This is a genomic window from Bradyrhizobium sp. WSM1743, from assembly GCF_000473065.1.
Classification (GTDB): domain Bacteria; phylum Pseudomonadota; class Alphaproteobacteria; order Rhizobiales; family Xanthobacteraceae; genus Bradyrhizobium.
Window position 1 is genome coordinate 1 of sequence record NZ_AXAZ01000084.1, and the last position, 14,930, is coordinate 14,930.

Genomic DNA, 14,930 nt, shown 5'->3' on the forward strand with positions numbered 1-14,930 from the left:
AGCACACGCAGGAAGAACCGCACAGCAGCATACAGGTGGTGCCAATCACTCGGCCTTCCCTGCGCGATGGTCGGACGGCTTATGCCGTGCTCTCCCGGGAGCCGAGTTCCTTCTGGCCTCCCTCACTCCCGCGAAAGTCACCGGCACCCGCGCCGGTTGACGCGACTGCCGCCTCCGCAAGAGCTTGACCGTAGCAACGACGGCCAGGACCACACGGTTTTGCCGTACGCACGGCCCGCCATTTCGCCGCAGTTTTCCCGGCCCTGTCGACGGAGCCGGAAACTTACAAACGAGACGAAGCCTAGCAGCGCCGTTCGTCCGCACGCGGCCGCGAGCTCACAGGGACTACCCGCCCGGCCCGCACCTCTCATGCCGACGCTGCCGCGTCCACCGCAAGCCCGGCTCGCGACAATGACGACCACATGATCGCCCCTCAAGACTGAGCCGGGATGGGCGCTACATACGACAAATCCGAATTTCGGTAAAGCGGAATATTTTTATGCGATGGGATTGACAGAGGGCGACACAGGGCACGATGGCGTAGCCCGGATGGAGCGCAGCGCAATCCGGGACAGTGCGAGATGCCGGGCAACCGGTCCCGGATTACGCTTTCGCTCCATCCGGGCTACGGGAGGCTACGAACAGCGCTGCGCAGTAACGTTCATCCAATAAAAAAAGACCCGGCGGTTTCCCGCCGGGTGTTCGTTCGCGTGCTTCGACGGATCTTACCAGTTGCGCTGAGCGCGGAGGATCATGGCGATCGAGTCCTGATCCTTCAGCTGGTAGATCGCGGCCGGCTTGGCGGTCGCGCCGGACGGGGCGACGGCAACCGTGCCAGAATACTTCTGGTCGAGGTGCGTCCAGGAGAGGTCGGCCGAGAACGTCAGGTTCTTGACCGGGGTCCAGCGGGTGACGATACCGAGCTGGCCGATCGCGAAGTCAGGGTTACAACCCGTGACACCGGCGAGGCCGCCGAACACGCCGCCCGCACCACCGGCGCCGCAGAGCGCGGTCTTGGCAAGCGTGCCGAACTGGGCCTGAGCGTAGGCACCGTAGAGCGCGCTGTTCCAGTTGGGATCCCAGTTGTGGGTGTAAGCGCCACGGAAGCCCCAGGTCTTGACCGTCTCCTGCTGCGAGCCGGTGATGAACACCGTGTCAGGAGCGTTGGCGAAGCCGATGCTGCCATAGGCACCCGCAAGGCTCGAGCTGCCGAACAGCGAGTAGGTGCTGCCCGACAGGTTCTGGAAATTGTAGCGGGTCGCACCGTCGGTGTAGACGCCCTGGATGTTGATCGTGTCACCCGCGCCGGTCGGGATATTCTTGATCGACAGAGCGAGCTGAACCGCCCAGCCCCACTTGTCGTCGGGGTGACCGGTCGCCTCGGTCGCACCGTAATAGGCAACGTGGTTGTCATGCGCAGCGACCGACGCCTGGAACAGACCCCAGGCCTGGTCGACACGGACCTGAGCGACGAGGTTCGGCGAACGCGAACCGCCGATGGCGTTGGAGCCGTACGAGCCGCCGATCATGCCGCCCGCGGTCGCGCCGGTCATGTTGAGGTTGCCCGCCTGATAGTAAGCCGTGGCGTCTTCCGCCGAGAACGAGGCCGTCACGCCCTGGCCGAAATCGGCGGTGTAGGTGAACTGGGTGACGCCAGTGACGGTGCCGCTGCCGCCGACGAGATTGTCGGTGAGGTTGCCGGGATAGTTGGTCCAGGGCGCGTCGAACTGCGACACGGCCTTACCCATGGTGAAGCCGGCGAACTGGATGAAGGCATAGTACACGCCGAGCGCACCGCCCGAGGTGCCACCGTCGGTCGGGTTGATCGACGAACCGACCAGCGCCGGGGTCGCACCCGAGGTGTTGAGCGCAAGCGTGCTGCTGTAGGCAGTGGCGCCGGTCGCGCTGCCGGTGCCGGAATAGTTGCCGGTGGTCCAGGTGAAGACCGCATCGAAATAGGTGCGGACCACGCCGTACTCGGTCGCGGTGCGGGTGTCGATGTTCAGGTCTTCACGAGCGCGGAAGGTGTAGTAGTTCGCGAGGCGGTTGCGGGCGCCGGCAACACCGCTCTGGTTCGGGTTGAAGTCCGAGTTGGTGTTGAGGTTCGCGTCGGCGCGCAGATAGCCGCCCAGCTTGATGCAGGTGTCGGTGCCCGGGATGTAGTAGAAGCCGGCACCGTACAGCGAGCAGATTTTCACATATTCGACCGCCTTGGCCTTCACGGGAAGATCGGCTGCGAACGCACCGGAGACGGCCATCAGGCCGGCTGCCGAGCCGAGAAAGAGCGTCTTCGTCAACTTCATTAGTAAACCTCCAGGTCGGTTCAGGGGGCTCGGCTCCTCGTAGGACCGCCGCTTTACCCACTATCATTTCCGTTCAATTCAGGTCCGCACTGAAGGTCCGGACTGAAACGACAGCGAGGTGCCCCCCCTCCGTCGTTCCTCACATATAGTTTATAAAAACAACCGCCTCAATTTGTTGATTTGGTGAATTGTCGTTTCCCGGAGCGAATGTGGCCCGAAGGCAACAGACTGCGCTGTTGGATGCGGAAAACAAACGAAAAAGCCCTCAGGGGGCATCCCGAGGGCTTTCTTGGAGGTCTCACATCGCTGACCATCGACAAGGTCAAGAGCCGCAAAGAGTGAGCGGCCGACACGTAGTTTAATTAATTGATTTTTGCAAGCACTGAAGGTTCCCTCGCTTTCTAATATGCAGCATTTGCACCGCCAAATCGTGCGCGACAGGCGAGACGGCTGCTCAATTTTCCGTTACTCTCCGCAAAAAGATCAAAGAAATCGAACGGGGGGCCACGTGCTCGAGAAGAAGCTCGACAGGGCGATTACGGATTTCATCTGGAACGTCATGGAAATTCATTCCCAGCTGGAGGACATCCACACCAGCTGGGCTGGACTATTGGGCATCACCGAGCCGCAATGGCTGATCCTGATGGCCATCACCGAACTAGACGAGGGGCGCGGCGTCGCCGGCATCGACATCGCGAACAAGTTGCGGGTCCACCCGGCGTTCGTGACCAACCAGACCAAGACGCTCGAAAAGGCCGGGTTTCTGTCGCGGCGACCGGCGGCCGATGATGCCCGGTTCGTTCTGATGTCGCTCACGGCAAAGGCGACAACGGAGATCGAGAAATTGTCCAAGCGAAAGCTCGCGCTCAATTCGACTATGTTCAACGAGCTCGACGAGAAGACCCTGACCGGACTGAATGCCGCGCTCGCTACGATCGCCAAGAATGCCCGGCTCGCGGCACGATTACTGGCGATCGACGCTTCATGATCCGCTGGGCCCGGCGCTTTCCGGCCCGGATCATGCGCTAGAGGTAGGTCACGGGATCGAACTGCCGGACCGCTCCGAGCTTGCCGTCGAGCCATTGGACGATGAAATCGTCGACCGCGATGAAATTCTCGACTCCGCCCAGAGGGTGTGGAACGCGGTTCGGCACGACGACCGAGCAATCGGCGCCAACCCGCCGATAGCTGGCCTGCAATTCGAGAGCCTCCTGCTCCCGCAGCATCGAGCGGCTCCCGACCACCATGAGAAGCGGGCAAGCGATTCGATGCGACGGCTGCAACGACACTGTCGAGGCTGTCTCATCGAGGCCGGTCATCCAATGGACCGAGGCGCGACGCGTGACTGACGTCAACAGGCCGGCGTCGCACACCGCCGCCGCTATCCTGCGGTCGGACACAGCGAGGCGGGAGGCATAACTGGCGCCCGTCCCTTCGCCATAGACCGCGATCTGCTGCGGATCGACATCCTCGCGGGCCTCCAGATAGTCCAGCCAGCACTGAAACATGTGCTCCGGCTTGACTCGGCGACGAACGGTTGAAGCGCCGGCACCGACGAAGAGCAGCGATGCGGTCCCGCCGCGTGTGGCCGGCAACAGCCTGCTCACCATCGAGTCCAGCATGATGCCCTCGTCACCGATGCAGATCACTGCGGGGGCCCTAGGCCCGCGACGGGAAGCCGGCACAAAGAAGCCGGTCAGCGATCCCTGATCGAAGCCATCGATCTCGACGCGCTCGATCACCGGACCAGCACCATCCACAAGTCCTTTGAGATTGGCGCCGACCTTGCCTGCGAGGTCGGCAAACGCGGGATCCTCCGGACAGGACAAGCTCCGCGCGACTTCGAGCGCCGTCAGCGAGCACAGCCCCGCTTCACCCCGGGCCGGACCATCTTCTTCGCGCGCGGACGTGGCAGACAGCCGGTAATCGTCTGCGATCCGCAACCAGTCCGCAACCCACCGCTGCCTGTGCGTCTCCCTCGCCAGTTCTGCGACCGACAGACTCTCGAAAAATTCGGACGCGCGGTTGCGCAAGCGCGACAGATTGCGACCGGCGCCGTCGCGCGAGCCGTGAGGCCAGTTATCACCTTCCATGTCTATTCCCCGAACGGAGCCCTCAGCGGCTGCCCAGACATGGATGGCCGGGACGCAGCGAAAAATCCGCACGGCGTGCGTTCGCTGGCGTCTTTGGCGGGGCGGCTTCCATCCCGACGATCGTTTCGTCTCTCCATCGCGCAGCGAAGCTGCCAGACAAAACGCTCCATCGTTCAAGCGAGCCGGTCTCGATACGACGTCCCCGCCGGCTCAACTCAGTCGTCACACCTCAGTCCGTTGCTGATCCTCAGTTTGTGCCCCGCACCACTCTGCCATTTTTTTGCGCTCGCCGGTTGTTAGTTTTTTTCGCGACCGGCGCCCAAAATATAGATGGCCTTGATGACAGAAGAGGCTGCGGCGATTCAGCGGCAGTTGTGGCGGATTGTCACCTGGTCACCGCCGGCACGCGAAACGTAGCCGCACGGTTTGCCTGTCCTGGCGGGCCGGAAAGCCATCGCGGTTGAGAGTGGACTTCTGCGGCGCATCCTTCGAGACGCCTGCCTCTGGCAGGGCCTTCAGGATGAGGCTGGAGCGCGAGGAGCAGCTTTGACGGCCCCAAAGGCCGCCAAATTGCGAACGACGCGGGAATTTCGACGCCGCCTTGTATGCATTATCCCAGTTGCCATTGCCGCGTAGTTCGCCTTACATGCCGGCAACTCGCCCTTGGACCACGGCCGGGGCACCAAGAATCATCAACAATCACATGACATCTCCAGGGGACGAAACATGGCGCGCAACATATTGATTCTCGGGGCTTCTTACGGCTCGCTGCTGGGCACGAAGCTGCTGATGGCCGGGCACAACGTGACCCTGGTCTGCCGCGCCAAGACCGCAGAGCTGATCAATCGCGACGGTACCGAGGTGCGCATCAAGTTGCGCGACGAGGCGGTGCATCGGGCCATCTTCTCGCGCGACCTTCCCGGCAAGCTCGATGCGGTGACGCCCGCCAATGTCGATCTTTCCCGCTACGATCTGGTCGGCCTTGCGATGCAGGAGCCGCAATACACCAACCACACGGTGCGCGTTCTCATGGTCAAGATCGCCGCGGCGAAGCTGCCGTGCCTCTCGATCATGAACATGCCGCCGCTGCCCTATCTGAAGCGGATTCCGGCGCTCGCCGACATGGATCTCGAGGAGGCCTACACCAATGCGCAGGTGTGGGAGCGGTTCGAGCCGGGCCTGGTGACGCTGTGCTCGCCCGACCCGCAAGCGTTCCGTCCGCCGGAAGAGGCCGCCAACGTGCTTCACGTCGGCCTTCCCACCAACTTCAAGGCATCGGTCTTTGCCGACGAGAAGCACAACAAGCTGCTGCGCGAGCTAGAGGCCGACATCGACGCGGTGACGCTCGACGGCCACGACGTGCCGGTGAAGCTGAAAGTGTTCGACTCATTGTTCGTGCCGCTGGCGAAATGGTCGATGTTGCTCACCGGCAATTACCGCTGCATCACGCCCAATGAGCCGCAGTCGATCCGCGACGCCGTGCATGGCGATCTCAACCGCTCGCAGACGATCTACGATCATGTCGACGCGATCGCCCGCCGCCTCGGCGCCGATCCGCAGGACCAGGTGCCGTTCGCGAAATATGCCAAAGCCGCCGAGAGCCTGCTCAAGCCGTCCTCGGCCGCGCGCGCGGTCGCGAGCGGCGCGCCCTTCATCGAGCGCGTCGACCTCCTGGTGAAGCTGATCTCGCATCAGCTCGGCGTGCCCAACGCCGAGATCGACCGCACCGTCGACACCGTGGACCAGAAGCTGAACGAGAAGATCGTGCAGGGCGGATCCGGCGCGCAGTGACTTCGCGCCACGCGCTCGGAGATGATTGAAGCCAGACCAGGCCGGTCGCCGCGACCGCGCCGGTGCGCGTGACCAGGTCGCGATGTCCGAGCCGACGTGCGTCATTGTTCCCGGTGTGGCGCAAACTCAACGATAGTCCTCAGGTCCACGCGATCGGGTCGCCCTCACATCGCGCTCACGCGCGAACCACTGATATCACGAACGCGTGAGACGACCGCATGCCGTTCGTCATATCCCGGCACTTCGCGGGCAAAGCAAGCCGATTTCGGCGCGAAATGAGCTCCTTCACGTGCAGGTCCTTCATTCGCGCAAACGTTGCATGCGCGCAGAACGGGTACGGCTTCTTGCCCAGCCACAAAGAGACGAGCACCATACCTTCCTAAATCAGGTTTCTGAGACCTGTTTGCCGGTCTGTTGTCCGGCGCGATCGCAATTGCACGGCTAAGAGAACAAGAACAACAAAAATGGATCAGGCGATGCAGAGCGTCGTCCGCGCGGTCGAGGCAGGCGCGACGACGATGAAGGGCGTGATCGACGCCACCGGACTATCCCGTCTCAAGATCGAACGTGCGCTGACCGCGCTGGAGAAGCAGAAGCTCCTGGTCCGCGACGGCCAGGGCTTTCGCGCGACCGGCCTGCCGAAGGCGGCGCGTCCCGCCCGGCAGTGCGGCTCATGCAACGCCTGCTGCGATATCCTCGAAGTGGCCGCCGTCGACAAGCCGGTGAACCAGCTTTGCCGGCATTGGCAGAAAGGGACCGGATGCACCATTTACGACCGCCGCCCGCAGATGTGCCGATCGTTCGCCTGCGCCTGGCTGCAGGGCCATCTCGATGACGAGTGGTTTCCCGAGAAAGCCGGCCTCGTGGTGCATTTCAGCCAGGACGCCGTCAATGTCACCGTCGACGACGATTGCCCGGAGCGCTGGCGCGAGGAGCCGTATTTCAGCAAGCTCGCCGAATGGTCGCTGAACGGCATCAGACGGATCGGAAACCGGGGCTATGGCACTCTCGTCGTCTCCGGCACCGAGCGCTTCCTGTTGCTTGGACGTACCATCGTTCCCGAGCCGACGCCGTTCGGCACCGCGTTCCTGCCGCTCACGACCGACACTTTCCGATTCTGGAAGGCGACGTCGCCGGAGCATCTGCAGCGGTTGCACGAGCGAATCGCCGAGATTGAGCGGATCCGGCAGGAATTCGGCTCCTGCGCGATCCCCGAGAACGAGGACGACGATCCGCAAGCGCCCTATCGGCCCGCACTTCTACGGCAATCCAATCACGCCTGAACGCGTCCGTGGGCAACACGGCACGATTCGTCCCTAGCCCGCTCGACGCGCCGCGGCGGGATTGATAAGCCCCTGTCCGCCAATGATGGGGACTTGAGTCGGGGACATGACGGTTGCGATCGAGATAGGGCAGACCACGGCAGGCGCCGCGGCCGCCATGGACCTCGAGGAACTGCTGGCGACCCGCCTCCTGGTGCAGGGCAATTCGGGCTCCGGCAAATCGCACCTGTTGCGGCGGCTCTTGGAGCAGAGCGCGCCCTGGGTACAGCAGGCCATCATCGACCCCGAAGGCGACTTCGTGACGCTCGCCGAGCGCTTCGGCCATCTGGTGATCGAGGCCGAGGACCACACCGAGCGCGGCCTTCAGGTCGCCGGCGAGCGCGCGCGGCTGCATCGCGTCTCCACCGTGCTCAATCTCGAAGGCCTCGACGCCGAGAACCAGATGCGCCGCGCCGCGGCGTTCCTCGGCGGCCTGTTCGACGTCGACCGCGACCATTGGTATCCGATGCTCGTCGTCGTCGACGAAGCGCAGCTGTTCGCGCCGGCGGTGGCCGGCGAAGTCTCGGACGAGGCGCGCAAGCTGTCGCTCGGCGCGATGACCAATCTGATGTGCCGCGGCCGCAAGCGCGGCCTTGCCGGCATCATCGCGACCCAGCGCCTGGCGAAGCTTGCCAAGAACGTGGCGGCGGAAGCCTCCAACTTCCTGATGGGCCGCACCTTCCTCGACATCGACATGGCGCGTGCCGCCGATCTGCTCGGCATGGAGCGGCGGCAGGCGGAAGCCTTTCGCGATCTCGAGCGCGGCCAGTTCATGGCGCTGGGACCTGCGCTGTCGCGCCGGCCGCTGCGTCTGAACATCGGGCCGACCGACACCAGCCCGCGCAATTCCACGCCCCGGCTGATGCCGCTGCCGGAGGCGACGCTGGAGGATGCGCGCGCCGTGATCCTGGCGGCTCCGCCGCCGGATGCCAGCCGACCGCAGCGCCGGCCCGCGCCGGATCTGCTGGAGCAGCTCCGGGCGGCGAAAGCCGCCGCCACGCCGGAGATCCGGCCCGAGCTGGTCGAGGTGCCGGTCAGCGCCGAAGAGCTCGCGGAGCGGCGCGAACGTGTCGACCGCACGTTGCGCGCCGTGCTGGCCGAGCCCGACGCCGGCTTCCGCGCCATCGGCGTGCTCTATCAGGAATTCGTGGTCCGCTGCCGCATCGAGGGGCTCGGCGCGGCGGTGCCTGATCTCAACGAATTCCGCCGCATGCTGACGCATGCGCGCGCCGGTCTCGGCACTGATCTCACTGAAGACGACGCCTGGCAGGACGTCTCGCTGCGCGCCTCGATCCTGCCCGACGACATGCAGGGCGTGTTCATGATGATCGCGCGCGCGGCGAAAGAAGGCTGGCCGTGCCCAGGCGATGCCGCGATCGCGCGCGCCTATGGCTCGCATTCGCTGCGCCGCGCGCAGCGGCTGCTCAGCTATATGGAGGAGCAGGGCCTGATCGTCTGTCAGCTCGACGGCGGCGGACGCCGGATCGTGACGCTGGTGGAGCTCGCCTGGGCGACGGCGCCGGGCGATCCCAATGGCGATGATTTGCCGGTGGAGCAGGTAGCGAGCGCGGCTTCGCTCTGAGCTGCGGATTCAGAGGCGTCCCATCCTCACGCCGCCTCGGTCGCACCGAATCCGCGGCCTGCATCGGACGAACGACGCGCCTCATCAGCGAACATGCGGCGATAGAGCAGGACCGAGACGAGCCATGCGATCGCGAACAGCGCGATCACGACGAAGCCGACATTCGCCAGCGACTCGTTGAGGCCGTCGACCACCGCCCACATGCCGCCAGAGAGGCCGAGCCGGTCCGCAATCAGGCCGAACGCCTCGACGCCGCCGATGAACAGCGCCACCGCGACCGAGGCGGCCGTGATCGTGAGATTGTACCAGAGCTTCCGGAGGGGATCGACGAAGGCCCAGCGATAGGCGCTGACCATCAGCGCGGAATCGGCAGTGTCGACCAGCGCCATGCCTGACGCAAAGAGCGCGGGAAAGACCAGGACATCGGCGAGCGAAGCGCCGCGCGCGGCTTCGCTGGCGGAGATGCTGAGCAGGCCGATCTCCGTTGCGGTGTCGAAGCCGAGCCCGAACAGCAATCCAAGCGGATACATATGCCACGGCTTCGTCACCAGGCGGAACATCGGGCCGAGCAGCCGCGCCAGCAACCCGCGGCTGGCAAGCAGCGCGTCAAGCTGCGCAGCGTCGTGAACGCCCTGCTCCCGCGCCGCACGAAACGTCCGCCACAGGCCGGCAAAGATGGCGAGATTGATGGCCGCGATCACGAGCAGGAAGAGCGCCGACACCGACGTGCCGATGAAGCCGCCGATCTCCTTGAGCAGGCTGTCGCCGCCGAGGCTGACCACGCCGAGGGCCAGCAGCATGGTCGCGACCACGACCACGGTGGAATGGCCGAGCGCGAAATAGAGGCCGACGCTGCGCGGCGCGCCACCCGCCTGCATCAGCTTGCGCACGACGTTGTCGATGGCGGCGACGTGGTCGGCATCGACGGCATGACGCAGACCGAACACCCAGGCCAGCAACGCCGTCGCCATCACCGTCGGCCGGTCGCCGAACAGCGCGAAGGCCCAGGCCCACGCGGCAATATTGGCGGCGACGAGCCCGCCGAACAGCAACGCCACGCCGGGCTCGACCGCCCGCAAAGACCATCTCGTCACGACAACCATTCCGTCCGTTGCACGCCTCGTCGCGTCACCGGTAAGATCTTTTCACAGGATGGTCATACTGACCAGTGCAATTCCAGACATCCCAAACACGTCTTCCGCAAAGCTAGGCCGCCTCGGAACCACCCAAATAGGCATCGCGCACCCGTGGATCGTCCTTCAGCGCGCGCGCCGGGCCTGACAGCACGATCCTGCCGGTCTGGAGCACATAGGCTTCATGCGCGATCTCGAGCGCGAGGCTGGCGTTCTGCTCGACCATGAACACCGACACGCCCTCCTGATTGATGGTGCGGATCAGCTCCAGCACGCGATCGACATAGAGCGGTGACAGGCCCATGGTCGGCTCGTCCATCACGATCATGCGGGGCCGGCTCATCAGCGCGCGCGCCATCGCGACCATCTGCTGCTCGCCGCCGGACAAGGACCCGGCGCGCTGCGCCAGCCGCTGGCCAAGCTTCGGAAACAGCGTCAGCATCCTGTCGAGATCCTGCGCCACCGCATCGCGGTCGTTGCGCACGAAGGCGCCCATCAAAATGTTCTCGCGCACGCTCATGTCCGCGAACAGCCGCCGCGCCTCCGGCACCGAGGCGATGCCGCGGCGGACGATCTGCGGCGTGGAGAGCCCGATCAGCGAGGCGCCGTCGAACGTCACCTCGCCCGAGCGCGGCTTTACGAGGCCAAGGATGATCTTCATCGTCGTCGACTTGCCGCTGGCGTTGCCGCCGAGCAGGCAGACGATGTGGCCGCGCGCGACCGTGATCGACAGGTCGAAATGCACCTGGGCCTGGCCGTAGAAGGTGTTGACGTTGGACAGCGCCAGCAGCGGCTCGGGCGAAGAATTCGTCATGCCGCGCTCTCCTGCTCCGCCGTTCCGGTGAGGCCGTGACCGAGATAGGCCTCGATCACCTTGGGATCGCTCCGCACCTCTTCGCCCCGCCCTTCCGCGATCTTCTTGCCCTCGTCCATGACGATGACGCGGTCGGACAGGCGCATCACCATTTCCAGCTTGTGCTCGATCAGGAGGATGGTCAGCCCTTTCGCCTTCAATTCAGCGACGAGCGCCTGCATCTCCGCGGTCTCGGTCGGGTTCATGCCGGCGGTCGGTTCATCCAGCAGCAATAGGCGCGGCTTCAGCGCGAGCGCACGCGCGATCTCGACGCGGCGGCGGTTGGCGTAGGACAGGCTATAGGCGGGCTGGTCGATCCGCGGCAGCAGCCGTTCGCCGAATCTTGCGAGGATCGCCTTCACCTCCTCACGCAGCCGCTCCTCCTCCGCCTTGACGCTCGAGGGACGAAGCAGTGCCAGGCCCAGTTCGAGCAGCGGGCCGATCACCGGCACCGCGGGCTTCACCGCCCGCAGCCGCGTATGCGCGCCGATCAGGACGTTGTCCATGACGCTGAGATTGCCGAAGACGCGGCCGAGCTGGAAGGTGCGCGCGATGCCTTCGGCCGCGAGCCGCTCCGGCGACAGCCCCGTGATGTCCTGGCCTTCGAAACGAACCGTGCCGGCGTCGGGGCGATCGAGCCCGGTGACGAGATTGAACAGCGTCGTCTTGCCGGCGCCGTTCGGGCCGATGATGCTGATGAGCTCGCCCTTGGCGAGGTCGAGGTCGATGGCATCGACCGCGGTGAGGCCGCCGAAGCGGCGCGTCAGCCCGCGCAGGGACAGCATGGAGTCAAGGTGCTCCCCCATCAGATCGTCCCCAACAGGCCCTGCGGCCTGAACCGCACCAGCAGCAGCAGCACGATGCCGTAGATCAGGATGCGATACTCCGCCGCGATCCGAAAGACCTCTGGCAGGCCGACCAGCGCGACAGATCCGACGATCGCTCCGACCACATTGCCGAGGCCGCCGAGGATGACGACCGTCAGCGCCAGGATGGATTGCTGCGTGTTGAAGGTCTCGTGGTTGATGTAGGAGTAGAGATGCGCGGCGATGCCGCCGCTGACGCCGGCGGCGAAGCCGCCGAAGATGAAGGCGAGCGACTTGTATCGGTTCAGGCTGAGGCCATAGGCGCGCGCGGCGATATCGTCGTCGCGGATGGCACGAAAGCTGCGGCCGAGATGCGAGGTGAGCAGCCGCCCCTGCAGCAGCGCCAGCACGACAATCACCGCAAGGCTGAACCAGTAGACCGAGGATGGGCTGATCAGGTCGTAGCCGAACAGCGACAGCGGCGGGATGCCGGAGATGCCGATCGGGCCGCGGGTGACGCTCTCCCAGTTCAGGATCACCAGCGACACGATCTCGCCGATCGCCAGGGTCGCGATCGATACATAGTGCCCGCGCAGCCGGAAGGACGGCGAGATCAGCAGCGTGCCGAGCGCCGCGCTCATCAGGCCGCCACCGATCACGGCGAGGCCGACAGGGACGGAGAGCGCCAGCGACAGCAGCGCCGACGTATATGCGCCGATCGCGAGCAGCGCGGCGTGTCCAAGCGAGACCTGCCCTATCGTGCCCGCGACCAGCGTCAGGCTGAGGGCGAGCATGCCGAGCAACCAGGCATTGATCAGGGTCTGCAGCACGTAGAAGGACACAGGGAACAACGGCAGGATCGCGAAGCCAGCGGCAGCGACAGCCAACGCCCAACGCGGAATGCGCACCGGGCGGCTCGGCGCGATGAAGGTGCCGGTGAGCGGCTCGGGCGGCGCCTGCCGGGCGCTGGCGAATAGGCCGTTTGGGCGCAGCACCAGCACGACGACGAGAAGCAGGAAGGCGAACAGATTGCGGTAGCTGGTGCCGAACACGGCGACGCCGTAGCTCTCCACTAATCCGAGCAGCAGGCTGCCGATCACCGCGCCCGGCACATTGCCGGCGCCGCCGACGACTTCCGCGACGACGCCCTTCAGCGTCGCCTGAAGGCTCATCGCCGTGTCGATCTGGTTGTAGTACATGCCGACCAGCATGCCGGAGACGCCGCCGAGCGCCGCCGCGATGCCGAAGACGGCCTGATTGACGCGGTTGACATCGACACCCATCTGCATCGCGGCGTCGCGATCCTGCGAGGCGGCGCGCACGGCCCAGCCGAGCTTGCTGTAGCGCAGGAACACGAACAGCAACAGCGCGCTGGTGATGCCGACACCGGCGATGAGCAGATCAAGCGGCCCGATCGTGCCGCCGCCGAGCTGGAAGCGCACGTCGGGCAATTGGCTCGGCAGCGCGCGCGGGTTGGGCGAGAAGGTCAGCATCACCAGCTGATCGAGCACGAAGCTGATGCCGATCGTCGCGAGCAGCGGCGCGATGCGAACCGAATTCTGCAGCGGACGCAGGCCGAACCGCTCGATGATCAATCCGACCAGCGCGGCGGCGGCCGCGACCACGATGATGGTGAGCGGCAGCGGCGTATGCAGCTGCACCACCGCGACCCAGCCGATATAGGCACCGACCAGATAGATCGAGCCTTGCGCGAAGTTGATCAGCCGGCTGACGCCGAAGATCAACGCGAGCCCGACTGCGACGAGGGCATAGACATTGCCGACGATCAGCCCGTTGATCGTGTAGTCAAGCCAGGAAGACAAGCGATGATCCCCGCGTAAGAAGGAAAGCGGCCGGAGCGAGCGCTCCGGCTATCAGGTCAGGTCGGCTTGCCGTCCCAGAGCGCGAACTGGCCCTTGCGCACGACGAGCTCGGCGTTCATCGCGCCCTTGACGCGGCGGCTCTCGACGTCGAACGTCGCCTGGCCGAAGATGACGCTGGAGACGTCCTTCACCTTGGCAAAGGCGTCGCGGATGGTGCGGCGGTCGATGCCGCCGATCTTGAGGACGGCAGCGGCCATGTTCATCGCGTCATAGGAATAGGCGTTGAAGGCGTCGGGCTCCTGCCCGTTGTACTTGGCCTTGAAGCCCGCGATGAACTTCTTCACTTCGGGCCGCGGATCTTCCGGGAAATAGCGCGTGCCGAGATGGACGTCCTCGACTGCCTCGCCGCCGAGCTCCAGGAATTTCGGCGAGTACACCGAGCTTGCGGCGCAGATGGTCTGCTTCAGCCCGACCTGGCGGGCCTGGCGCGCGATCAGCGCGCCGTCCGAATAATAGGAGATCAGGATCAGCCCGTCGGGATTGGCATCGCGCACGCGCACCAACGTGGAGCGGAAGTCGCGTTCCTCCGCGATGTAGCCCTCGGTGACAGCGATCTCGGCGCCGTATTCCTTCGCCGCCTTGACGAAATGGTCGCGACTGGTGCGCCCCCAATCGGTGTTGAGGTGCAGCACCGCGAGCTTCTTCAGGCCGAGCCGCTTCACGGCATAGGACGCCAGCAGCGGCTGCTCGTCGGCCTGGCTTACGGACGTGCTCCACATGAAGTCGCCGCCCTTGGTGAAATCAGGATGCGAATTGGTGAAGCCGAACTGCACGAGGCCGCCGCGCTGATAGATCGGCGAAGCCGCCATCGAGGCGGGACTGGAGAAGTCGCCAAGCTCCATGACGATGCGGGGATCGGAGACGAATTTCTGCGCGATCGCCACTGACTGGCGCGGATCGCTTTGGCTGTCCTCGAATTGGTACGCGAGCTTGCGGCCATTGATGCCGCCGGCGGCGTGGATCTCGTCGAGCGCGAGATCAAAACCCTGCTTCCACTGGGCGCCATATTGCGCGTTCGGTCCCGTGAGGGGTCCGCTGACGCCGAGCAGGATCGGCTCGGACGATTGCGCGAAGGCGGCGCGCGAGAAGGCCGCTCCGGCCATCATGGCGGCGAGCGAGCCTTTGACCAGGGTACGGCGATCGATGTTGCTCATGCACGGCTCC

11 protein-coding genes are annotated in these 14,930 nt (G+C 65.0%); 4 read left to right on the plus strand and 7 right to left on the minus strand.

What is annotated here, in order from left to right; translation table 11 throughout:
• Window positions 1-725: 725 nt before the first annotated feature.
• On the minus strand, window positions 726-2,303 hold the full coding sequence (locus YU9_RS0133330; protein WP_027576657.1) for a porin: 1,578 nt from the start codon (window positions 2,301-2,303) through the stop codon (window positions 726-728).
• Between the two features lie 508 nt (window positions 2,304-2,811).
• Between YU9_RS0133330 and YU9_RS0133335 the strand changes: the two genes are divergently transcribed.
• Complete coding sequence (locus YU9_RS0133335) at window positions 2,812-3,291, plus strand: MarR family transcriptional regulator (RefSeq protein ID WP_027576658.1); 480 nt, start codon at window positions 2,812-2,814, stop codon at window positions 3,289-3,291.
• Window positions 3,292-3,328: 37 nt separating this feature from the next.
• On the opposite strand, the gene YU9_RS0133340 is transcribed toward YU9_RS0133335, so the two are convergent.
• Window positions 3,329-4,396 (minus strand): alpha/beta hydrolase, encoded by a 1,068-nt coding sequence (locus YU9_RS0133340; protein WP_027576659.1) that lies wholly within the window; start codon window positions 4,394-4,396, stop codon window positions 3,329-3,331.
• Between the two features lie 726 nt (window positions 4,397-5,122).
• Here YU9_RS0133340 and YU9_RS0133345 point away from each other — a divergent pair.
• From YU9_RS0133345 to YU9_RS0133360, 3 genes are all read left to right on the plus strand, one after another.
• A complete protein-coding gene (locus YU9_RS0133345; protein ID WP_027576660.1) occupies window positions 5,123-6,187 on the plus strand; it encodes a ketopantoate reductase family protein in 1,065 nt (354 codons plus the stop codon).
• A gap of 476 nt (window positions 6,188-6,663) precedes the next feature.
• On the plus strand, window positions 6,664-7,470 hold the full coding sequence (locus tag YU9_RS0133355; RefSeq protein ID WP_371259235.1) for a YkgJ family cysteine cluster protein: 807 nt from the start codon (window positions 6,664-6,666) through the stop codon (window positions 7,468-7,470).
• Between the two features lie 106 nt (window positions 7,471-7,576).
• Entirely contained in the window at window positions 7,577-9,091 is a 1,515-nt protein-coding gene (locus YU9_RS0133360; protein ID WP_027576663.1) for an ATP-binding protein, read from the plus strand.
• A 26-nt stretch (window positions 9,092-9,117) separates the two neighbouring features.
• Here YU9_RS0133360 and YU9_RS0133365 read toward each other — a convergent pair whose 3' ends face one another.
• The 5 genes from YU9_RS0133365 to YU9_RS0133385 all read right to left on the minus strand — a co-directional run bounded on the left by YU9_RS0133365 (window position 9,118) and on the right by YU9_RS0133385 (window position 14,920).
• Complete coding sequence (locus YU9_RS0133365; protein ID WP_027576664.1) at window positions 9,118-10,194, minus strand: HoxN/HupN/NixA family nickel/cobalt transporter; 1,077 nt, start codon at window positions 10,192-10,194, stop codon at window positions 9,118-9,120.
• 103 nt (window positions 10,195-10,297) lie between these two features.
• On the minus strand, window positions 10,298-11,038 hold the full coding sequence (locus YU9_RS0133370) for an ABC transporter ATP-binding protein (RefSeq protein WP_027576665.1): 741 nt from the start codon (window positions 11,036-11,038) through the stop codon (window positions 10,298-10,300).
• Window positions 11,035-11,883 carry an ABC transporter ATP-binding protein gene (locus tag YU9_RS0133375; protein WP_027576666.1) on the minus strand — a complete coding sequence of 283 codons (849 nt, stop codon included), beginning with the start codon at window positions 11,881-11,883 and terminating at the stop codon, window positions 11,035-11,037. Before YU9_RS0133375 ends, YU9_RS0133370 begins: the two co-directional genes overlap by 4 nt.
• On the minus strand, window positions 11,883-13,706 hold the full coding sequence (locus YU9_RS0133380) for an ABC transporter permease (protein WP_027576667.1): 1,824 nt from the start codon (window positions 13,704-13,706) through the stop codon (window positions 11,883-11,885). The genes YU9_RS0133375 and YU9_RS0133380 overlap by 1 nt, the downstream gene beginning before the upstream one ends.
• 56 nt (window positions 13,707-13,762) lie before the next feature.
• Window positions 13,763-14,920, minus strand: a complete 1,158-nt coding sequence (locus tag YU9_RS0133385; RefSeq protein WP_027576668.1) for an ABC transporter substrate-binding protein — start codon at window positions 14,918-14,920, stop codon at window positions 13,763-13,765.
• Window positions 14,921-14,930: the final 10 nt, after the last annotated feature.